This is a genomic window from Rhodococcoides fascians A44A (assembly GCF_000760735.1).
Lineage (GTDB): Bacteria > Actinomycetota > Actinomycetes > Mycobacteriales > Mycobacteriaceae > Rhodococcoides > Rhodococcoides fascians_E.
Genome location: NZ_JMEX01000008.1, coordinates 267,748 through 287,584, shown reverse-complemented (window position 1 = coordinate 287,584; position 19,837 = coordinate 267,748). Strand labels below are relative to the sequence as shown.

Annotated in this window: 18 protein-coding genes; 10 read left to right on the top strand and 8 right to left on the bottom strand. The window is 64.5% G+C overall.

The features are described from left to right. Window positions 1-44: 44 nt before the first annotated feature. A complete protein-coding gene (gene aroQ, locus BH95_RS13555; protein WP_208601203.1) occupies window positions 45-479 on the bottom strand; it encodes a type II 3-dehydroquinate dehydratase in 435 nt (144 codons plus the stop codon). 67 nt (window positions 480-546) lie between these two features. On the opposite strand from aroQ, the gene BH95_RS13550 reads away from it, so the two are divergent. Continuing rightward, window positions 547-1,833, top strand: a complete 1,287-nt coding sequence (locus BH95_RS13550; protein ID WP_019665515.1) for an MFS transporter — start codon at window positions 547-549, stop codon at window positions 1,831-1,833. A gap of 46 nt (window positions 1,834-1,879) precedes the next feature. Here the strand turns inward: BH95_RS13550 and BH95_RS13545 are convergent, their stop codons facing one another. Together BH95_RS13545 and BH95_RS13540 are read right to left on the bottom strand one after the other, a co-directional pair. After that, entirely contained in the window at window positions 1,880-3,466 is a 1,587-nt protein-coding gene (locus BH95_RS13545) for an adenylate/guanylate cyclase domain-containing protein (RefSeq protein WP_037159413.1), read from the bottom strand. Next, the gene (locus BH95_RS13540) at window positions 3,463-3,861 is read right to left on the bottom strand and encodes a helix-turn-helix transcriptional regulator (RefSeq protein WP_230594049.1); all 399 of its coding nucleotides are present in this window, start codon (window positions 3,859-3,861) and stop codon (window positions 3,463-3,465) included. Before BH95_RS13540 ends, BH95_RS13545 begins: the two co-directional genes overlap by 4 nt. Before the next feature lie 64 nt (window positions 3,862-3,925). On the opposite strand from BH95_RS13540, the gene BH95_RS13535 reads away from it, so the two are divergent. Continuing rightward, window positions 3,926-4,321 carry a hypothetical protein gene (locus tag BH95_RS13535; protein ID WP_037141088.1) on the top strand — a complete coding sequence of 132 codons (396 nt, stop codon included), beginning with the start codon at window positions 3,926-3,928 and terminating at the stop codon, window positions 4,319-4,321. A gap of 92 nt (window positions 4,322-4,413) precedes the next feature. After that, complete coding sequence (locus BH95_RS13530; RefSeq protein ID WP_371828323.1) at window positions 4,414-6,474, top strand: ArnT family glycosyltransferase; 2,061 nt, start codon at window positions 4,414-4,416, stop codon at window positions 6,472-6,474. Between the two features lie 43 nt (window positions 6,475-6,517). Here the strand turns inward: BH95_RS13530 and BH95_RS13525 are convergent, their stop codons facing one another. After that, window positions 6,518-8,242 (bottom strand): HNH endonuclease signature motif containing protein, encoded by a 1,725-nt coding sequence (locus tag BH95_RS13525; RefSeq protein ID WP_037182709.1) that lies wholly within the window; start codon window positions 8,240-8,242, stop codon window positions 6,518-6,520. A 291-nt stretch (window positions 8,243-8,533) separates the two neighbouring features. Next, the gene (locus tag BH95_RS13520; protein WP_037182706.1) at window positions 8,534-9,187 is read right to left on the bottom strand and encodes a MerR family transcriptional regulator; all 654 of its coding nucleotides are present in this window, start codon (window positions 9,185-9,187) and stop codon (window positions 8,534-8,536) included. An 84-nt stretch (window positions 9,188-9,271) separates the two neighbouring features. Here BH95_RS13520 and BH95_RS13515 point away from each other — a divergent pair, with 84 nt between their 5' ends. Then, window positions 9,272-9,751, top strand: a complete 480-nt coding sequence (locus BH95_RS13515; protein ID WP_037182703.1) for a DUF4188 domain-containing protein — start codon at window positions 9,272-9,274, stop codon at window positions 9,749-9,751. Window positions 9,752-9,771: 20 nt separating this feature from the next. Here the strand turns inward: BH95_RS13515 and BH95_RS13510 are convergent, their stop codons facing one another. Both BH95_RS13510 and BH95_RS13505 read right to left on the bottom strand, forming a co-directional pair. Then, complete coding sequence (locus BH95_RS13510; protein ID WP_037182699.1) at window positions 9,772-10,449, bottom strand: haloacid dehalogenase type II; 678 nt, start codon at window positions 10,447-10,449, stop codon at window positions 9,772-9,774. A 38-nt stretch (window positions 10,450-10,487) separates the two neighbouring features. After that, window positions 10,488-10,892, bottom strand: a complete 405-nt coding sequence (locus BH95_RS13505; RefSeq protein WP_019665506.1) for a VOC family protein — start codon at window positions 10,890-10,892, stop codon at window positions 10,488-10,490. 61 nt (window positions 10,893-10,953) lie between these two features. On the opposite strand from BH95_RS13505, the gene BH95_RS13500 reads away from it, so the two are divergent. Then, complete coding sequence (locus tag BH95_RS13500; RefSeq protein WP_019665505.1) at window positions 10,954-11,412, top strand: MarR family winged helix-turn-helix transcriptional regulator; 459 nt, start codon at window positions 10,954-10,956, stop codon at window positions 11,410-11,412. Window position 11,413: 1 nt separating this feature from the next. Here BH95_RS13500 and BH95_RS13495 read toward each other — a convergent pair whose 3' ends face one another. After that, complete coding sequence (locus BH95_RS13495) at window positions 11,414-12,469, bottom strand: endonuclease/exonuclease/phosphatase family protein (protein ID WP_037182696.1); 1,056 nt, start codon at window positions 12,467-12,469, stop codon at window positions 11,414-11,416. Window positions 12,470-12,561: 92 nt separating this feature from the next. Between BH95_RS13495 and BH95_RS13490 the strand changes: the two genes are divergently transcribed. The 5 genes from BH95_RS13490 to BH95_RS13470 are packed head-to-tail and all read left to right on the top strand — an operon-like array spanning window position 12,562 to window position 19,795. After that, window positions 12,562-13,359, top strand: a complete 798-nt coding sequence (locus BH95_RS13490) for a TIGR03084 family metal-binding protein (RefSeq protein ID WP_019665503.1) — start codon at window positions 12,562-12,564, stop codon at window positions 13,357-13,359. Beyond that, window positions 13,356-15,056 (top strand): acyclic terpene utilization AtuA family protein, encoded by a 1,701-nt coding sequence (locus BH95_RS13485; RefSeq protein WP_037182693.1) that lies wholly within the window; start codon window positions 13,356-13,358, stop codon window positions 15,054-15,056. Before BH95_RS13490 ends, BH95_RS13485 begins: the two co-directional genes overlap by 4 nt. Beyond that, the gene (locus BH95_RS13480) at window positions 15,053-16,201 is read left to right on the top strand and encodes an acyl-CoA dehydrogenase family protein (protein ID WP_019665501.1); all 1,149 of its coding nucleotides are present in this window, start codon (window positions 15,053-15,055) and stop codon (window positions 16,199-16,201) included. The genes BH95_RS13485 and BH95_RS13480 overlap by 4 nt, the downstream gene beginning before the upstream one ends. Next, on the top strand, window positions 16,198-17,796 hold the full coding sequence (locus BH95_RS13475; RefSeq protein WP_037182691.1) for an acyl-CoA carboxylase subunit beta: 1,599 nt from the start codon (window positions 16,198-16,200) through the stop codon (window positions 17,794-17,796). The genes BH95_RS13480 and BH95_RS13475 overlap by 4 nt, the downstream gene beginning before the upstream one ends. 7 nt (window positions 17,797-17,803) lie before the next feature. Next, window positions 17,804-19,795 (top strand): acetyl/propionyl/methylcrotonyl-CoA carboxylase subunit alpha, encoded by a 1,992-nt coding sequence (locus BH95_RS13470; protein ID WP_037182688.1) that lies wholly within the window; start codon window positions 17,804-17,806, stop codon window positions 19,793-19,795. Window positions 19,796-19,837 lie beyond the last annotated feature (42 nt).

Here is a 19,837-nt window from a genome sequence, read left to right as displayed (position 1 = left end):
TCAGCCGAAATGCTCGACCCAGCATATGCAGGTGAACCTGAGGACTAGGTGAGAGAGACGAGCCGTTCGATGGCGAATCCGTAGCCCGCAATTCCGAGTCCGGCGATGACCCCGGATGCGATGGGGGAGACGAACGAGTGGTGACGGAACTCTTCTCGCGCGTGAACGTTGCTGATGTGGACCTCGATGATCGGTACTTCCGGGATCACCAGAGCGTCGCGGAGGGCGACGGAAGTGTGGGTGAGGCCACCGGGGTTGATGACGATTCCCGACACGCGCCCCCGTGCTTCGTGGATCCAGTCGATCAGGTGGCCCTCGTGGTTGGACTGCTCGGCTCGGACGGTTCGTCCGTGCGCGGCGGCGGTCTTCTCGCACAGTGCGACGACGTCGGCAATCGTCACGTGGCCGTACACCTCTGGCTGACGCGTTCCGAGCATGTTCAGGTTCGGTCCGTTCAACACCAGGATGGGGTCGGCCATGGGCTTGCTCACTTTCGTCTTCGTCGCGTCCTGTCGGATTCGATCCTTGCACAGGGCACCGGGCAGAATGTGGGCAGTGAGAAGCGTGTGGGTGGTCTGGGGTGTCGGTGTCTTCGCATACATCGTCGCCGTGCTGCACCGCACCGCCTTCGGTGTCGCAGGGCTCGACGCCGCCGACAGGTTCGTGATCAGTCCGTCACTGCTGTCGTCGTTCGTCGTTCTTCAGGTCGTCGTCTACGCGGCGATGCAGATACCCGCTGGTGTGGTGCTGGATCGCGTCGGGTCTCGGAAGATGATCGCACTCGGCGCGCTGCTGATGACCGTCGCGCAACTGGTACTGGCATTCACCGATTCGCTTCCCCTGGCTGTGACGGCGCGTGCGTTCGTCGGAGTCGGGGATGCTCTGACGTTCATCTCGGTGTTGCGTCTGGTCCCGCAGTGGTTCCCGCCGAGGCAGGTTCCCATCGTGTCCCAGCTGACGGGTCTGCTCGGCCAGATGGGACAGATCCTGTCCGCGGTGCCGTTCCTCGTACTGCTCAACGGTCCGGGGTGGACGGTCGCGTTCGGCAGCGCTGCGTCGCTGGGACTCGTCGCCTTGGTCCTGACGCTCGCCCTGGTTCGTGATTCACCTCCCGGCACCGAGATCACCGAGAAGGCGACGTCGATGCGTGAGACGTTCGCGACCATCGCGCAGGTGTGGAAGCGTCCCGGGACGCGGCTCGGGTTCTTCTCCCACACCGGTACGCAGTTCTCGATCACCGTGTTCGCGTTGTTGTGGGGTATCCCGTACCTGACGTCGGCGCAGGGGTTGTCGTCGTCGACGGCCGGCGCGCTGCTGTCGATCTCGGTGGTGGCAGCAGTGTTCTCCGGCGTCGGGCTCGGCATCCTCACCGGGCGGTATCCGATGCGACGGTCGTGGATGGTGCTCGCCATCATGATCAGCAATGCGGCGATGTGGGCAGTCGTGCTGGCACTTCCCGGTCCTGCTCCGCTGTGGCTGCTGGTCGTCCTGGTGGTCGTGATCTCCGTCGGCGGACCCGGTTCGGTCATCGGATTCGACTACGCACGTACCTTCAATCCGAGCGCCAACCTCGGCACCGCGCAGGGCATGGTCAACATCGGCGGATTCACCGCGTCGCTTCTGGTCATCGCATCGATCGGATGGATCCTCGACGCGTTCGGTGGCTACACGTTCGAGGGCTTCCGGGTCGCGTTCCTCGTCCAGTACCCGGTGTGGATCGTCGCGATCACCGGCGTCGTGCTGACCCGTCGCAAGACCCGCAGGCAGCTCGCCGACGAGGGGATCTACCCGCACACGATGCGCGAAATCCTCCAACGCTTCCGGGACCGCTGAGCCGCGGAGCCGCCGGGACCGCTGAGCCGCGGAGCCGCCGGGACCGCTAAGCGTCGGAGACCGCCGAGACCTCGACCGGCGTCTGATATCCGCGCAGCTCCACCGGCCCGGTGGACTGCCAGTGACGCGCTTCGTCCGCGCCTGCGTCGTCGACGAGTCGGCTGCTGACCAGCACCCTGCCCGGCGCGAGTTTGGCGAGATCGGACAACCTCGCTGCGCAGTTCACCGGCTCTCCGATGACGGTGTACTCGTATCGCTGCAGTGCTCCGATGTCCCCGGCGAACACATCACCCGCAGCAACGCCGATCCCGAAGTCCATAGGAGCGGAGCCGGCGGAGTGACCAGGGGTGGCAGGAGCGGAGCCGGCGGAGTGACCAGAAGTGGCAGGAGCGGAACCGGCTGGGTTTTCGGCGGAGTTGCGGGTGTCGAGGGATCCGAGTGCGAGGCGTAGGCGTCGGGCAGCTTTCAAGGCGGCGGCAGCCGGATTGTCGATGGGTTGGGGCGCGCCGAAGACGGCGAGTGCGGCGTCGCCTTCGAATTTGTTGATGAAGCCGAGGTTGTCGTCGACGGTGTCTACGACGATGGCGAGGAATTCGTTGAGTACTTCGGCGACGCGTTCGGGCGGATGGTCGACGGCGAAGGCCGTCGACCCGACGAGATCGATGAACAGGACAGCGGCGTACTGGACGTCGCCGCGGGGGAAGTCGGATTGTTCGAGTGCTCTCGAGGCGACCTGGGTGCCGACGTGTCGGCCGAAGAGGTCTCGTAGTCGTTCACGCTCGGTGAGTCCGCGCGACATGCTGTTGAACCCGCGTTGCAGGTTCCCGATCTCCGAGGAGTCGTAGACCGGGACGGCTACGTCGGTCCGTCCCTTCTCGATCTCCGTCATCCCTTGGCTTACTTCTCGCACCGGCTCGGACACCGATCGTGCGACGAGGATGGTTCCGCGGAGTCCGGTGCCGAGTGCGATTGCGGAGACGATGAGGATGGGCAGTTCGATCGGGGCGGGGATTGCGACGGGCTTTCCGGTCGAGTGCACGATGACGATCAGCGTGATCGCTGCCACCGGAATGGCCGTGCATACCAACCAGGTGAGGATCAGTCGTGCGAGCACGCTCAGCTCACGTCGCGCCGGGGTGCCCGTCGACGCCAGCACGGTGACGGGACGCAGTGACCTCTCGGTCAACAGGTATCCGGTTCCGGCGGTGGTGACCGCACCGAACACGGTGCCGATGACGATGAGTACCGTCACGTCGTGTTCCGCGTCGTGCGTCAACGCTGCCATGGAGAACCCGAATGCCAGCCACAGCGCGAGGTGCGACGCGGTGTGGTGCAGCGGAATCCGTGTCGCACGTTTCGATTGCTCGACCGTCGGGATGTCCTCGTGTGCGAACCACCGCAGGGTGGGCAGGATCAGCACGATGCCTGCGAGGGCTCCGACCGTGATGCCGAGCGGGACGATCCATCGGAATGCGCTGAATGCGGGGTCGGTCAGAATGCTGCCGACCGTCGCGGTCTCGGATCTCGCGAGCAACGCCACGACGAAGATCACCTGCACCGCAGCGGCGATGTTCAATGCGATCAGCGATGCCCCGTACTTGACGGCGACACGTCGGGCTTGCCGGGCGGTCACCGCAGTCCCCGAGGCTGCGACGGGGTGATTGCTGCGACGAGGGCGGTCATCGCGGACTGTGCGCTGTCGGTTTCCGTCGGCCCGAGCGCGGCGAGGGCCGCGATCAACGCGGCGATCTCCTCGAACGACAAATGCAGGGGAGCAGGCTTGTCGTGGCTGGGAAGTCGGCTGCCGCCGCCTGTTCCCGGTACCGACACGATCGGGACGCCGGATTCGACGAGACGGCGGCGGTCGCGTTCCACGGTTCTGGCGCTGACCTGTAGTTTCTCGGCCAGATCTTCCGTCGGTACGGGCAGTGGCGAGTCGGCGAGGATTTCGATGAGACGTTGCTGACGCACCACGCGTCGCAGCGTCAGGTGGTTGTCGCGTGAGTCGGAGCTCGTTTCGCGGGGCACAATCGGAGATTCTTTCCGATTACCGTCACCGGCGTGGCGGTAATCAACCGTAGGTTCTCCGTTCATGACCTCCACCAGCACCGAATCGATAGAGGACTTCTTCGACCGCTACACCGGTTACCTGTCCTCGGGCGACATCGACGCCCTCGCGGACATCTACCACTATCCAGCTCTCGCGGTGTCGCCTCGTGGCTGCCTCGCCGTCACCGATCCACAGCAGACGCGTGACTTCTTCAGCCAGGGGCAGCAGTTCTACCGATCCCGCGGAATCCAGGGCGTCCGAGCGAAGGACATCGTGACCGACATCGAGGGCAACGGGATCTGGGTGGGACATCTGCTGCTCGAGAACCTCGATGCCGACGGCAACTCCGTCGGCGTAGAGCGCAACGCGTACCAGATCGTGCTCGACGCCGATGGCGCTCGCCGTATCGCGGTCACCACCCCTCTGGACGGTGTCTGACGCGTTCACAGCATTTCTCGAGGTTGTTCCCAGCGGGGACGAACCCGGCCCGGTCACTCTGGTCCTCGACACCACCGACGGAGGACCTTTTCGTGACCACAACACTTCTGCCGCCGACACCAGCGGAACCGCAACCTCGGCATCGTAAGGCTGCGAGGTATGCGCCGAACCGCCACCACGTAGTGCTGGGCGTGCTCCTTGCGGCGACCGCCGTGCTGTACCTGTGGAACCTGACCGCCAGCGGATACGCCAACACCTTCTATGCCGCTGCGGCGCAGGCTGGTTCGAAGGACTGGACTGCGTGGTTCTTCGGTTCGCTCGACTCGGAGAACTTCATCACCGTCGACAAGCCGCCCGCATCGCTGTGGGTGATGGGATTGTCGGCTCGGATCTTCGGGTTCTCCAGCGCCAGCCTTCTGGTGCCGCAGGCATTGATGGGTGTGGGTGCGGTCGCTGTCGTCTACGCCGCAGTCAAGCGGGTCGCCGCGCCCACGGCAGGGCTCCTGGCGGGTGCGGTCTTGGCGTCGACGCCGGCGGCGGCGTTGATGTTCCAGTTCGACAATCCCGATGCACTGCTGGTGTTGCTGATGTCGATCGGCGGATACTTCGTCGTGCGCGCCCTGCAGACGTCTGTCGGTCGCCGAGCGGCGATGTGGCTCGCGTTCGCCGGCGTCGCGCTGGGTTTCGCGTTCCTGACCAAGATGCTCCAGGGTCTGCTGGTGCTCCCGGCCTTCGGGTTGACGTACCTGGTTGCAGGGCAGGCGCGTCTGGGTGCTCGGTTGCTGCATCTCGTCGGTGCGTTCGCCGCGCTCGTCGCCGGAGCCGGGTGGTGGGTTCTGACCGTTGCGCTCTGGCCCGCCGATGCGCGCCCGTACATCGGAGGTTCGACGGACAACACCGTCATGGATCTGGTGCTCGGCTACAACGGACTCGGTCGCATCTTCGGATCCGACGGCAATGCCGGTGGCGGGATGGGCGGCGGTGGAATGGGAGGGGCCGCGGGTTCCAGTTTCGGCGGCAGCACGGGACTGGACCGGCTGTTCGGTAGTGAGATGGGCATCCAGATCTCGTGGCTGATCCCCGCCGCGTTGGTGGCATTGGTGTTCGGGCTCATTGCTCGGGGACGCGCACCGCGCACCGATCTGCTGCGCGCTTCGCTCGTTCTGTGGGGTGGTTGGTTCCTGGTGACGGGTTCGATCTTCAGTTACATGTCCGGAACCATCCACCCGTACTACACGGTGGCCCTCGCGCCGGCTGTCGCAGGCATGGTCGGGACCGGCGGCTATGCGTTGTGGATCGCACGCGAATCCGTGTGGGCGCGGCTCGGTCTGGCGTCGATGATGCTCGCGGCAGGCGGATGGGCCTGGGTTCTGTTGCACCGCAACGCTGACTGGCTGCCCGCTCTGAAGTGGATCCTGTTGCTCGGAACCGTCGTCGCTGCTGTCGCGATCCTCGGTGCGGGTCGGTTCCGTGTACTCGCCGTCATCGCTGCCCTCGTCGGCTCGATCGCAGGTCTCGGCGGCGGTGCGTCGTATGCCATCGCCACCTCGTCCACCGTCCACAGCGGATCCATCCCCACCGCGGGTCCCGTCGGTGCCGTCTCGGACTCCGGCATGGGCGGCGGTACCCCGGGTGGAGGTATGCCGGGTGGCGGTATGTCTGACGGCGCGGTTCCCTCGGGTGGGATCCCAGAGGGTGGTATGCCCGGTGCTGCCGGCCAAGTCCCGGACAGTCCGGTGGCCGGAGACGAAGCAGGTGTCATGGCTGGTGGCCCCGGTATGGGTGGCGGTTCCGCTTCCAGTGATCAGGTGAACGCTCTGCTCGAGTCGGCCGACACCAGGTGGTCCGCTGCGGTGAACGGATCGCAGACAGCCGCGACCTACGAGTTGGCTACGGACACAGCGGTCATCGCTATCGGAGGGTGGAGCAGTGATCCCGCGCCGACTCTCGATCAGTTCATCTCCTACGTCTCGAATCACGAAGTCAAGTACTACATTTCCGGTGGCCGAGGCGGCGGAATGGGCGGCGGCATGCCCGGTGGTGGTGACTCGCAGTCCACATCGTCCGACATCGCGGAGTGGGTCGCAGCGAACTTCACCGCCACCACCGTCGATGGCGTCACCGTGTACGACATGAGCGGATACACAGGCTGACCGACAGTCCATGGACGCCGATTCATCCGAACCCCTGCACCGTTCAGAACGGTGCAGGGTCGTCGGTGTCATTAGTCGGTGGGGTGTGGGTGTTGTTTGCCGTGTTGTTGTTGGTGGTGGTGATGGGTCTGCGTTTGCGGGGTATGTGGGGGATGAGTGATTGTGCGGCGAGGTCGGTTGTTCCGTAGGTGTTTCCGGGGAGGGTGACTGCGGTGGTGCCGGAGTTCGATTGCCAGTGTTCGGCGGCTCCGGCGAGCATGGTGGGTGTCCAGGCGCCCATGGTCTTGAGGGAGTGGTGGTATCTGCAGAGGCAGTGGAGGTTGGTGAGGATGGTCCAGCCGCCGCGGGTGGGGTTGCGGTGGTCGAAGGCGATGACGTGGTCGATCTCGCAGCCGGCTGCGGGGACGTCGCATCCGGGGTGGCGGCAGGTGCGGTCGCGGTGTCGGACGAGGTCTGCGAGCGCGGTGCCTGGTCGGTAGGTCAGTGCGCCGGGTGGTGGGGTGGTGAGTCCGCCGTGGCCGTCGGGGTAGAGCGGGACTGCCAATGCGGGGTTGGTTTTCATGGCGGATTCGAGTGCGGCGATGAGTGTGTATCGGCCTTCGTACTGTCCGGCCGGGGTGTCGGTGTCGGTGTCGGTGGGTGTGCGGGAGGGGTGTGGGGCCGGCGGTGTGGGGAGGTCGAGTCCTCGGCGTCGTCGGCCGCGTCCGAGTGGATGAAATGTCGGGTGTGCGGTGGGGCGTGGTGTGCGTGTGGGCTCGGGATCTGTGTCTCGTGCGGCGTCGGGGTTGGGGTTGGCGATGTGGCCTAGTTCGTGGGCGAGGTCGAGGGCTTCGGTGATGAGGATCTGCAGGTCGCTGTTGTGGGCTAGTTGTCGGGCGTAGTCGGCGTCGATGGTGCCGTGGTCGGCGAGGTAGGCGGGGAGGTCGGCGAGGCGCAGGAGGGTGTCGATGTCGATGGTGACGGTGGTGAGGGGTCGGCGGCGGTCGGGGGGTTCGGGGTTGGCGGTGCAGGGGTGGTCGTCGTCGGGCTCGCAGGTGCAGGCGATGTGGGTTTCGCTGCGCATGAGGGCGGTGTAGGCGGCGGCGCGGCGTTGTCCTCGGGTGCGGGGGTCGCGGGGGCAGAGGGTGTCGGCTACTTCGTTGATGCGTTGCCAGCTGGCGGCGGCGTCTGCGGCTTCGAGGTCGGCTTCGATGGTGGCGATCATGTCTTTGTCGCGGTATTTCACTGTGGTCAGGCGGGTGAGGTCCGTGCGTAGTTGTGCGGCTTCGTCAGGCGCGCAGCGGTGCATGATGGCGTTGATTTCGGTGGCGAGTGGTCCGGGGGACAGGTGTAGTGCGGCGGTGAGGATGTCGGTTTGTGCGTGTTCGACGGCGGGGGTGCTGTAGGGGCCGGTGACGCGGTGGATGGCGCGTACTCGGGGTAGGTCGAGGTCTCCGGCGTCGAAGGCTGCTTTGATGTGTGGGAGGCGTAGGCGCAGGTCCATTCCGATGTCGGAGTAGGTGTCTGCGACTGTTTTCGAGCATCCGAGTGCGGCTGCGGTTTCGGAGGATGCGTAGTTGCCGGCGTCGGTGATGCGTTCGCCGATGTGGACGGTCTGTTCGATGCAGGTTTCCCAGATGCGTTCGGCGTGGGCGACTTTGCGTGCGCAGGCTTTGTTTTCTTCTCTGGCTGCGTCGGCGAGTTCGGTCAGGAGTGTTGGGTCGATGGTGGGTGGTGCGAGTGGGCCCAGGTAGCGGGCGTATCTGCTGGGCGTCGTGGTGTGTGGCATGTGGTGAACCCCCCGGTTCATGGGAACGTATGTTCGAATATACCGCCCGTTCCTTTCGGCCGCAAGGCCTTTCGGTTTGTGGGGCAACCGTTTTCGAAGTTCGATCTACTAGCACACGACACCGACAAAAATGCGTACAAGGCGCCGTTCGACTAGCGGGGCTGGATCAGTCGAAAGGATTCCAGAACTACTTTCGTGTCATCGTCGATGTCTTCTGGCCGTCGAGGACAGTCTCCACGAGGGAGTCGCGCAGCGGACCGGGGAAGGCGAACTCTACTGCGGGTGGCTGGGTCATGGCGTAACGGACGGAGGGTCATCGCCGGTGTTCTGAATACGAAAGCTGATGGCTTCGAGTGCAATTCGGCGTATCTCGTTCACGGCCTGTCCGATCACGACGGTTCCTATGGCCATGGCCTCCACGGCGGAGGCGCGGTCCGGTCGCGTACGGGCGTAGTTCACCTCACCCCAGGCAGTTGCCTCGGCAGCGTCGGCCACGTCGTCGAAGTAGTTCAAGTCGATCGGGAAGTCGAAGCGTCTCAACGTCGCCACGAGTTCTGCCAGCCTGAAGGGAGCGGGAGCCGCAGGATCCACGTGCCAATCACGCGCGGAAATCCATTCTCGCACTTCGTCGTAGGTTCGGGCGACGTCCGGTGCCGCGTCGTCGGGGTCGATGTCGTCCAGCCCGTGCATCACGGCTCCGAACGTGTCGTGAGCGGAGGCTGATTCGTGATCGATCGTTGCCAAAGTGGCGCGGGCGACGGAAATGGAGAGTCCGCCGACGTCGATCAAGGCGCGGATGAGGCGCAACCGTCGTACGTGCTGGTCGTTGTAGTCGGCCTGATTGGGTGCGGTCTGCTTGCCTGCGGGGAGGAGGCCCTCGCGCAGGTAGAACTTGATGGAGGCTGTCGACACGCCGGAGTGCTTGCTCAGCTCGGAGATCCTCATCCGAGCACCCTTGACTTCACGAACGGAGAGTATCACTATCTATTACAGATAGTTCCTCTATCCATAGTCTGGAGGTTCGACATCGTGAACCGCAACGCAGTGCAATCCGGCCGCTACACGGCCTCGATGGACGGCGATTTCGTCGTCTTTCTCATCGGCATGCGGATAAACAAGCTGTGGAAGGTGCACAAGTGGTTTCCGCCGTTCGTCGCCATGCCGAAAATGTTGCGCGAGTTGAGGAAGCATCCGGAGAAGGGGCTCTTGGGCGCTCGCCTGTCCTTCGGCGGACGTACGGTAACGGTGGTCCAGTACTGGCGGAGCTTCGATCGGCTCGAGGCGTTCGCCCGGAACCCGAGTGATCCACACTTGCCGTCGTGGAGGGCGTTCAACACCAGAGTCGGCAGTAGCGGTGACGTCGGCGTCTATCACGAGACCTATCGGGTGGGCCCCGGCAGTCACGAGTCGATCTACTCGAACATGCCCATCATGGGGTTGGCTGCCGCGGGAACTTCCGTCGTGGTCGGAAAACGAACCGAATCAGCAAGGGCCCGAATCTCGAAGTGACTGTGCGACGGCATCCTGCGTCAGGGCACGTCCGCAATGCTGTCGATTCTGTGGTCGAACTCGCCCCTCACATCGTCCACCGAATGATCGATTCGGCCGAATTCCAACGGGCGATGAACGAACACGGTCTTCATGCCGACGGCCCTGGCAGCCCGGAGGTCGTACGGGTGTGATGCGACCATCGCTGCACGGTCGGGTTCGACCCCGAGGTAACGACACGTTCGCTCGTACAGGAAAGAAGCCGGCTTGAAAGCGCCGAACACTTCGGCGGTCAGCACTGCGTCCCAGTCCATCCCGGCTCGCTTGAACAGATGCACCATGGTCGCCATGTCGGTGTTGGACAAGCTCGCGACGACCGAGGTCTGTCGTAGATCTCGCAGGCCGTCCACTGAATCGGGCCACGGCCGCAGGTTCTTCCATGTATCGGCCAACGCCGTCCGGGCAGGAGAAGGGATCTTGAGCCCGAGTTTTTTCGCGACCGAATCCAGGCCGTCTCGGTAGACGTTCTGCACCGGCTGCCAATGCTCGGCCGACTGCGTCAGGGTGGACGTTCGCTCGAAATAGTCCTGACGCCAGGCTCGCACTGCATCGCCGACGACTTCGTCGTCCACCCATTCGGACAAGGCGTCGGCTACCGGCCCGAAGAAGTCGAACAGTGTGCCCTGAATGTCGAAGACATACGCGTCGTAGACCCCCATGGGCATCGATGGTACCGACGAGAGCCCTGGCCGAACCGTCAGGCGCGATCGTGGAGGGTGATGTGGTAGCCGTCGGGGTCGGCGAAGGTGAAGGTGCGGCCGAAGGGGCCGTCGATGGGTTCCGACACGATGACCTGAGTGTTGCTGTCGGGGTCGCTCTGCGCACTCCGCTCCTGGTCCGCTACGAGGGTGTCGTGGATGGATTGAACGTCGTTGGCGTGCAGCCAGATTGCGGCGCCGATGCCCGGCCGGTCCGCGGAGGCGAGATCGGTTCCGGCGACGATCTCCCGCAGAGCGAAAGCGATGGGAGTGGTCTCGAAGACCACGGCGTGGGGTGGGCCGGCGGGCGAACGCACGAGGCCGAGGTACTTCTCGTAGAACGCCTGCGATGCGGCGAGGTCGCGTACTTGGAGGGAGATGAAATCGGGACCGGTGACTGCCATGGAAACTCCTTCGACTTGTGTCAGTTATCTGACACGAACGAATCTATGTCAGAATGCTGACATGAGTCAAGCCGACCGAGGAATCGACCTGAACACCTCGTTGGGGTACCTGCTGAAGGAAGCGTCCAGTGTCCTGCGGGCCGCGATGGAGGAAGTCCTTCGGCCGCTCGGGATGAGCGTGACGCACTACTCGTGCCTCGAACTGCTCGCTCAGCGGCCGGGCCTGTCCAACTCCGAACTCGCCCGCGGCGCCTTCGTCACCAGGCAATCGATGAACGTGCTGTTGCAGGCTCTCGAACGGGACGGGGTCGTCGTCAGGCCGACGGAGGCTCCCGTCGGAAAGGCCCTTCCGGCCCGGCTCACCGAACACGGCCGGCGGGAGCTCGAGAAGGCGACTGCCGCGGTCAGGTCCGTGGAGGACCGGATGCTGGCCGGTATGTCCGGCGACGAACGCGAGACGGCGTTCCGGCTCCTCGGCGGAATGATCCGATCGCTCAACGACCGCGGAGACGCATCCTGAGTCAGAGCTTCAGATCCACCCACACCATTCGGTGATCCGAGGGGTGCGAGGCATCGGTCGGCCAGAAGACCTCCGAGCCCGTGACGGTCAGGTCAGCCGACGGCAATGCGTAGTCGACGCGTAGGTCGCCGGGAGTCGGGTCGGAAAAGTCGGCGGTATCGGTGTTGCCGTCGGCTCCCGACGTCGGCGCCGGATCCTGGATGCGGGGGTTGTCGAGCAATTGCTGAATTGACCCTGCTACCGAGTCGCCGTCGACCGGATCGCTGTTCTGGTCGCCCAGAACGACGAACGATGCGTTCTGCGTCAAGCCTCCGCGAACGCCGTTGTCGTCGTACAGGTATCCAGCGCCGTCGATGTAGTCGGGGGTGAGGCGGATCTCGTCGTGATTGCGTTTTCCGTTGCGGTCCTCCGGTCCGTCGAACGACGGGGGAGTCGGGTGCGACGCCAGAATGTGCACGGTCTTGCCGTCGATGTCGACGGGCACGTCCCAGTGAGACTTGCTCGACAAGCGCAGTGCGTCCGAGTTCGCGCCGTAGTAGTCGCGAGGCAGAAGCGAATCCGGCATGTCCTTCCACAGGAAGTTCTGGAATGTCCGGACGCCGGAGGTGTCGATCGGGAACTTCGACAGCACGACCATGCCGTACTGGCCGGGAAACTGCCCGAAACCGAATGCGTCGTTCGGTCCTCCGGTAGCACCGTCGGAATCGAGGTCGAGTCCGGAGTCGACGCCGGTGTTCACGGGTGCCGTGAAGGAGTAGGGGTACGCGCCACCCAGGTAGTTCTCACGAAACAGATCCAGTGCCTCGGGCGAATAGTCGAATTCGTTGATCAACAGAACATCCGGCGAATTGTGGTCGATCACGTCGGCGACGGCTCGGGCCTGCGCGTTCTCGCCGTGCAGTTCGGTGGCCAGTTGTCCCTCGGCGGGTCGGTTGAGGCTTGCATTGAACGTCGCGACGCGTACCTGACGGGGCTCGGCGTCGCTCGCTCCCGGCGTCGAACATCCGGCGAGTAGTCCAGTGGCAAGTAGGGCTGCGGCAAGTCCGGCGGTCTTCACGATCGGAGACCGTACCGACGTTGTCTGAACAACACGTAAATTAACAAGCAGGCATGCTTGCTTTTTACGCGGTGTGGTGTGAAGCTGTTCCCATGGCCGACCTCGACTCGATCATCGATGACCTCCGCGCCGAGGGTGACGACCTCGACGCCCTGGTCAGCGACCTGACCGACCAACAATGGTCGACGCTCACGCCCGCCGAGGGCTGGACCGTCGCCCATCAGATAGGTCATCTGTCCTGGACGGACAATGTCGCCGAGCGCACGACGTCGGGTGCCGCAGGAGACGATCGCGCCAAAGCCGAGTTCGACATCGTTCTGAAGCAGGCATGGTCCGATCCGACCGGTTTCGTCGACGTCGCGGCCGAGGAGGAAGCGCGGCGGCCCGACCTCCTCGAAACCTGGCGCTCACGTCGTCACGCAATGACGGATGCCCTCGCGACGGTGCCCGCCGGAGTGAAGATTCCGTGGTTCGGACCGCCGATGAGCGCGGCCTCGATGGCGACGGCACGACTGATGGAGACGTGGGCACACGGACAGGACGTCGCCGACGCACTCGGCGTCCGCCGCGAGCCCACCGAGCGCATCAGAGGCGTCGCGCACATCGGAGTCAGAACCCGCGACTTCGCGTACGCCGTCAACCAACAGACCCCGCCGACCGAGCCGTTCCGGGTCGAGCTGACCTCCCCCTTGGGTGAGCTCTGGACCTGGGGCCCCGGTGACGCGTCTCAGCGCGTCACCGGCTCGGCGGCGGACTTCTGCCTGCTCGTCACTCAGCGCGCCCATCGCGACGACCTCGACGTCCACGCCGAGGGCGCCGACGCCCAGCACTGGCTCACCATCGCCCAAGCCTTCGCAGGCCCTCCAGGACCAGGACGATCCCAGAAATGAGTACCCCCCACGTCAGAATCGGCAACTGTTCCGGTTTCTACGGTGACCGACTCTCCGCGATGCGGGAGATGCTCGAAGGTGGTGAACTCGACTACCTCACCGGCGACTACCTCGCCGAACTCACGATGCTCATCCTCGGCCGCGATCGCATGAAGGACGCATCCCGCGGATACGCCAAAACCTTTCTCCGCCAGGCAGAGGACTGCCTCGGTCTCGCTCTCGACAGGGGCGTGAAGATCGTCGCGAACGCCGGCGGACTCAACCCGAAAGGCCTCGCCGACGCGCTGACCCAGCTCGACTCCGGTGCGAAGATCGCGTACGTCGACGGCGACGATCTCCTGTCCCGCGCGGACGAGCTCGGCCTGGGTAGCCCTCTCACCGCCAACGCGTACCTCGGCGCGTGGGGAATCGTCGAAGCGCTGAAGTCCGGCGCCGACGTCGTCGTCACCGGCCGCGTCACCGACGCCTCGGTCATCGTCGGCCCCGCGGCGTACCACTTCGGTTGGAACAGAACCGACTACGACGCTCTGGCCGGTGCCGTGGTGGCCGGTCACGTCATCGAGTGCGGCACCCAGGCGACCGGTGGCAACTACTCGTTCTTCACCGAGATCGCCGACATGGGACGTCCCGGGTTCCCGATCGCCGAGATCCATGCCGACGGATCGTCGGTCATCACCAAGCACGACGGCACCGGCGGCGCAGTCAGCGTCGGAACTGTCACCGCGCAGTTGCTCTACGAAATCACCGGCGGGCGATACGCGAACCCCGACGTCACAGCTCGTATCGACACCGCTGTACTGACTCAGGAGTCCAGCGACCGCGTCAGGATCTCCCAGGTGAAGGGCGAGGCCCCGCCGCCCACGCTGAAGGTCTCGCTCAACTCGCTCGGCGGATTCCGCAACGAGTTCACCCTCGTTCTGACCGGTCTCGACATCGACGCGAAAGCCGAACTCGCGCAGAAGCAATTCGAATCCTGGCTGCCGACCAGACCCAAGGAACTCGAATGGACGCTGGTGCGGACCGACAAGCCCGACGCGCCCACCGAGGAAACCGCAAGCGCGCTCCTGAGGTGCGTGGCCCGCGACAGTGATCCGAACATCGTCGGCCGCCAGTTCTCATCGGTAGCAGTGGAGCTCGCTCTCGCCAGCTATCCCGGCTTCTCGTTGACCGCGCCGCCCGGACACGGTGCGCCGTTCGGTGTCTTCACCGCCGGATACGTCGATGCAGGCGAGGTACCGCACACGGTCACCCTCGCCGACGGCACCCGGGTCGACATTCCACCGGCCACCGACACTGAAGTACTCGAACCGCTCCCGGAGCCCGAACTTGCACCGAAACGACCTGGCGAGTCGACGATCACAGTGCCACTCGGTACCGTCGCCGCCGCACGAAGCGGCGACAAAGGCGGCAACGCGAACGTCGGAGTGTGGGTGCGCAGCGACGACGAATTCGCCTGGCTGGCCCACGCTCTCACCGTCGAAGAACTGAAGTCGCTGCTCCCCGAAGCCGCAGACCTCACCGTCACCCGGCATGTGCTGCCGCACCTCAAGGCCCTCAACTTCGTCATCGAAGGCATCCTCGGCCAAGGCGTCGCATCGCAGGCACGATTCGATCCCCAGGCCAAGGGGTTGGGCGAATGGCTCAGGTCCCGGCACATCGCCATTCCCGAAACTCTCGTATTCCAAGGACAGATATGACCGTGTGGACCACGCCGGAGCGTGAACAGCTCCGCAAGACCGTGCGCAGTTTCGTCGAACAGGACATCCTGCCGCACTTGAACCAGTGGGAGTCGGACGGTGAACTCCCACGCGATCTCCACCGTAAAGCTGCGGCTCTCGGTCTCATCGGAGCGGGCTTTCCCGAGGAGGTCGGCGGCGACGGGGGAGACCTCGCCGACGCTGTGGTCATCTGCGAGGAAATGCACCAGGCAGGCGCGTCGGGAGGACTCTTCGCTTCGCTGTTCACCAGCGGAATTGCGTTGCCGCACTTGGTGGCCGCGGGTGATCCGGACCAGATCGAGAAGTGGGTACGCCCTACCCTCGCAGGCGAGAAGATCGGATCGCTCGCGATCACCGAACCGGGCGGCGGATCCGACGTCGGACATCTGCGGACGAGGGCCGTCAAGGACGGCGATCACTACGTCGTCAACGGTGCGAAGACGTACATCACGTCGGGGTGCCGCGCAGATTTCGTGGTGACGGCGGTCCGCACCGGCGGTGACGGCGCCGGAGGGGTCTCGCTTCTGGTCGTGGAGAAGGGCACGCCTGGATTCGAGGTGACGAGCAAGCTGGACAAGATGGGCTGGCGAGCGTCGGACACGGCCGAGCTCTCCTTCGTCGACGCCCGGGTGCCCGTGAGCAATCTGGTGGGCGCGGAGAACACGGGCTTCGCGCAGATCGCGCAGGCGTTCCTGACCGAACGCATCGCGCTCGCCGCGCAGGCCTATTCGAGCGCTCAGCGGTGCCTCGACCTGACGCTGCAGTGGGTTCGCGACCGCGAGACGTTCGGAAAGCCGCTCATCAAACGGCAATCCGTACAGAACACCGTCACCGAGATGGCGCGCAAGATCGACATCGCGCGGGTCTACACCCGCAGCATCGTCGAACGGTCCATGACCGAGAACAACGACTTCATCGCCGAAGTGTGCTTTGCCAAGAACACTGCCGTCGAATCCGGCGAATGGGTCGCGAACCAGGCCGTCCAGTTGTTCGGCGGCCTCGGCTACATGCGGGAGAGCGAAGTCGAACGTCAGTACCGCGACATGCGCATCCTCGGTATCGGCGGAGGCACCACCGAGATCCTGACCGGACTGGCTGCAAAACGATTGGGGTACCAGGCATGAGCGTGCTGAAGTCCACCCTCGACACCGCGTCGGAGCAATTCACCGGTGCCGCCGAGGCGATGAACACCAAGCTGGCGGAGATCGACGTCGAGCACGGTAAAGCGCTTCTCGGTGGCGGTGAGAAATACGTCGAGCGGCACCGCAAGCGCGGCAAACTCCTGGCGCGTGAACGAATAGAACTACTGATAGACGAGGACTCGGCGTTCCTCGAGCTGTGCCCACTTGCCGCGTGGGGCAGCGACTTTCCTGTCGGTGCGAGCACGGTCATGGGCATCGGCGTCGTCAGCGGTGTCGAATGCCTCATCGTCGCCAACGATCCGACGGTGCGCGGCGGTGCCAGCAACCCGTGGACCCTCAAGAAGGGTTTCCGGGCCAACGACATCGCGACGCAGAACCGGTTGCCGGTCATCTCCCTCGTCGAGTCCGGTGGTGCCGACCTGCCGACTCAGAAGGAGGTGTTCATTCCAGGCGGACGCATGTTCCGTGACCTGACGCAATTGTCCGCCAAAGGAATTCCGACGATTGCCCTGGTTTTCGGCAACTCCACGGCCGGCGGTGCCTACATTCCCGGCATGTCGGATCACGTCGTCATGATCAAGGAACGCTCCAAGGTTTTCCTGGCCGGACCGCCACTGGTCAAGATGGCGACCGGTGAGGACTCCGACGACGAATCCCTCGGCGGCGCCGAGATGCATGCCCGAAAGTCCGGTCTCGCGGACTACTTCGCGGTCGACGAGCAGGACGCCATCCGCATCGGTCGCAGCATCGTCAAAAGACTCAACTGGAAGAAGAAGGGCCCGGAACCGCGAGCAGAGGTCATCGAACCATTCGCCGATCCCGAGGACCTGCTCGGCATCGTGCCGACCGACTTGAAGATTCCGTTCGATCCCCGTGAGGTCATCGCGCGCATCGTCGACGGCAGCGATTTCGACGAGTTCAAGCCGATGTACGGCGGGTCGCTGGTGACCGGCTGGGCCGAACTGCACGGCTACCCCATCGGCATCCTCGCCAACGCACGTGGCGTCCTGTTCAGCGAAGAATCGCAGAAGGCAACCCAGTTCATTCAACTTGCCAATCGATCGAACACGCCGTTGTTGTTCCTGCACAACACCACCGGTTACATGGTCGGAAAGGAGTACGAGGAAGGCGGCATGATCAAACACGGCTCGATGATGATCAACGCCGTCTCGAACTCCAAGGTCCCACACATCTCGATTCTGCTCGGAGCGTCGTACGGCGCCGGCCACTACGGCATGTGTGGCCGCGCCTTCGATCCCCGGTTCCTCTTCGCGTGGCCCAGCAGCAAATCCGCTGTCATGGGCGGAGCCCAACTTGCGGGCGTCATTTCCATCGTCGGACGGGCAGCAGCGGAAGCCCGCGGCCAAGCATTCGACGAGGAAGCCGACGCAGGCCTGCGCGCGATGATCGAGAACCAGATCGAAGCCGAGTCGCTGCCGATGTTTCTCTCCGGACGCCTCTACGACGACGGCGTCATCGACCCCCGTGACACCCGAACGGTGGTGGGAATGTGCCTGTCGGCGATTGCCACCGCCCCGATCGAAGGCACCGAGAACTTCGGCGTCTTCCGGATGTGAAGCGCAGATGACAAACCAATCTGGTCACTCCGCAGGCTCCGCTCCTGCCACTTCGGTACTCGTCGCAAACCGCGGTGAAATCGCCCGCCGTGTCTTCGCTACCTGCCGCGCCGAAGGCATCGACACCGTCGCAGTCTTCTCCGACGCCGACGCGAACTCCCCGCACGTCCGGGAAGCCGACGTCGCGGTCAACCTGCCGGGGAACTCGCCCGGCGAGACGTACCTGCGCGGTGAACTCGTCATCGCAGCAGCCGTACAAGCAGGCGCCGACGCGGTTCACCCCGGCTACGGATTCCTCTCCGAGAACGCCGAATTCGCCCAGCAGGTCCAGAACGCCGGACTGACGTGGATCGGACCACCCGTCAAAGCCATCGAACTCATGGGCTCGAAGGTGGAGTCCAAAGCGATGATGGCCGACGCCGGGGTGCCGGTCCTGACCCGGCTCGATCCGTCGCAGATCACCGAGGACGAACTGCCGGTGCTCGTCAAGGCGTCGGCGGGCGGTGGTGGACGCGGCATGCGTATCGTCCGCGATCTGAAGGACCTGCAGCGGGAAATCGAGACGGCAGGGCGAGAAGCTCTTTCGGCCTTCGGCGACGGAACGGTGTTCGTCGAGCGGTACATCGAAACCGGCCGACACATCGAAGTTCAGGTCATGGCCGACCGCCACGGCACCGTGTGGACGGTCGGAGAACGCGAGTGCTCCATCCAGCGTCGGCACCAGAAGGTGGTCGAGGAGGCGCCCTCACCGCTCGTCGAACGTATCGACGGGATGCGCGAGAGGTTGTTCGACGCCGCCAGACTCGCCACCGAGGCCATCGGGTACGAGGGCGCAGGTACCGTCGAGTTCCTCGCCGACGAGAAGGGCAACTTCTTCTTCCTCGAGATGAACACCCGTCTGCAGGTGGAGCATCCCGTCACCGAATGTACGACGGGCCTCGACCTGGTTGCGTTGCAGATCAGCGTGGCGTCGGGCGAACCTCTCCCGGCCCATCAGCCGGCGACGCGGGGGCACTCCATCGAAGTTCGGCTGTACGCCGAGGATCCCAGTCAGGACTGGCAGCCCCAGAGCGGGCCGGTGCACACGTTCGACATCCCCGGCGAGCGGTTCTCCGTGCTGAACAAATCCGGAATTCGTGTGGATTCCGGCGTCGAAACAGGGTCACACGTGGGCACCTTCTACGACCCCATGCTCGCGAAGGTGATCTCGTTCGCGCCCACCCGAGAGCAGGCCGCGAATCTGCTGGCGAAGTCGCTGCAGAAAGCCACGATTCACGGGCTTGCCACCAACCGAGATCTGCTCGTCAACGTCCTGCAGCACCCGGCATTCCTCGCCGGTGACACCGATACGGCGTTCTTCGACACCCACGGTCTGGACGTCCTGGCGCAGCCGATCGCTCAGGGACGTGCAGTGCGGCTGTCGGCACTGGCAGCCGCACTGGCCGACGCCGCCCACAACCGGGCGTCGGCTCGCGTGAACAAGGGGCTCCCCAGCGGCTGGCGCAACCTCCCGTCGCAACCGCAGCGAAAGCGGTACGGGGATGAGATTGTCGAATACACCCTCGGGCGCTACGGCCTGAAGACCGATCTCGACGGCGTCGCGCTGATCGAGAACACTCCGAATCGAGTGGTGCTGGACGACAACAAGCTTCGTCGAACGTTCCACGTCGCGCGGTATGGGTCGGATGTCTTCGTCGACTCCTCGCTCGGTCCGGTGCGGCTGGTCAAGGCGCCGCGGTTCGTCGATCCCACCGAGGAGGTCGCAGCCGGATCGTTGCTCGCTCCGATGCCGGGCAGCGTCGTCAGAGTGGCTGCAGCGCAGGGTGACACCGTCACGGCCGGGCAACCGATCCTGTGGCTCGAAGCAATGAAAATGGAACACACCGTCACTGCGCCGGCCGACGGCGTGCTTACCGAACTGAACGTTTCCGAAGGCCAGCAAGTCGAGGTCGGCGCCGTCCTAGCAGTCGTAACAGCAGGAGTGGAGCCCGCGGAATGACCATTTCAACAGGAGTGGAGCCCGCGGAATGACCATTTCAAA

What these genes read in the sequence shown, in the direction of transcription:
- BH95_RS13525 (WP_037182709.1), bottom strand. Translation starts at nt 8,242, where the DNA reads ATGCCACACACCACGACGCCCAGCAGATACGCCCGCTACCTGGGCCCA.
- BH95_RS13535 (WP_037141088.1), top strand. Translation starts at nt 3,926, where the DNA reads ATGACCTCCACCAGCACCGAATCGATAGAGGACTTCTTCGACCGCTAC.
- BH95_RS13485 (WP_037182693.1), top strand. Translation starts at nt 13,356, where the DNA reads ATGAGTACCCCCCACGTCAGAATCGGCAACTGTTCCGGTTTCTACGGT.
- BH95_RS13505 (WP_019665506.1), bottom strand. Translation starts at nt 10,892, where the DNA reads ATGGCAGTCACCGGTCCCGATTTCATCTCCCTCCAAGTACGCGACCTC.
- BH95_RS13480 (WP_019665501.1), top strand. Translation starts at nt 15,053, where the DNA reads ATGACCGTGTGGACCACGCCGGAGCGTGAACAGCTCCGCAAGACCGTG.
- BH95_RS13470 (WP_037182688.1), top strand. Translation starts at nt 17,804, where the DNA reads ATGACAAACCAATCTGGTCACTCCGCAGGCTCCGCTCCTGCCACTTCG.
- BH95_RS13520 (WP_037182706.1), bottom strand. Translation starts at nt 9,187, where the DNA reads ATGAGGATCTCCGAGCTGAGCAAGCACTCCGGCGTGTCGACAGCCTCC.
- aroQ (WP_208601203.1), bottom strand. Translation starts at nt 479, where the DNA reads ATGGCCGACCCCATCCTGGTGTTGAACGGACCGAACCTGAACATGCTC.
- BH95_RS13475 (WP_037182691.1), top strand. Translation starts at nt 16,198, where the DNA reads ATGAGCGTGCTGAAGTCCACCCTCGACACCGCGTCGGAGCAATTCACC.
- BH95_RS13550 (WP_019665515.1), top strand. Translation starts at nt 547, where the DNA reads ATGTGGGCAGTGAGAAGCGTGTGGGTGGTCTGGGGTGTCGGTGTCTTC.
- BH95_RS13510 (WP_037182699.1), bottom strand. Translation starts at nt 10,449, where the DNA reads ATGGGGGTCTACGACGCGTATGTCTTCGACATTCAGGGCACACTGTTC.
- BH95_RS13490 (WP_019665503.1), top strand. Translation starts at nt 12,562, where the DNA reads ATGGCCGACCTCGACTCGATCATCGATGACCTCCGCGCCGAGGGTGAC.
- BH95_RS13500 (WP_019665505.1), top strand. Translation starts at nt 10,954, where the DNA reads ATGAGTCAAGCCGACCGAGGAATCGACCTGAACACCTCGTTGGGGTAC.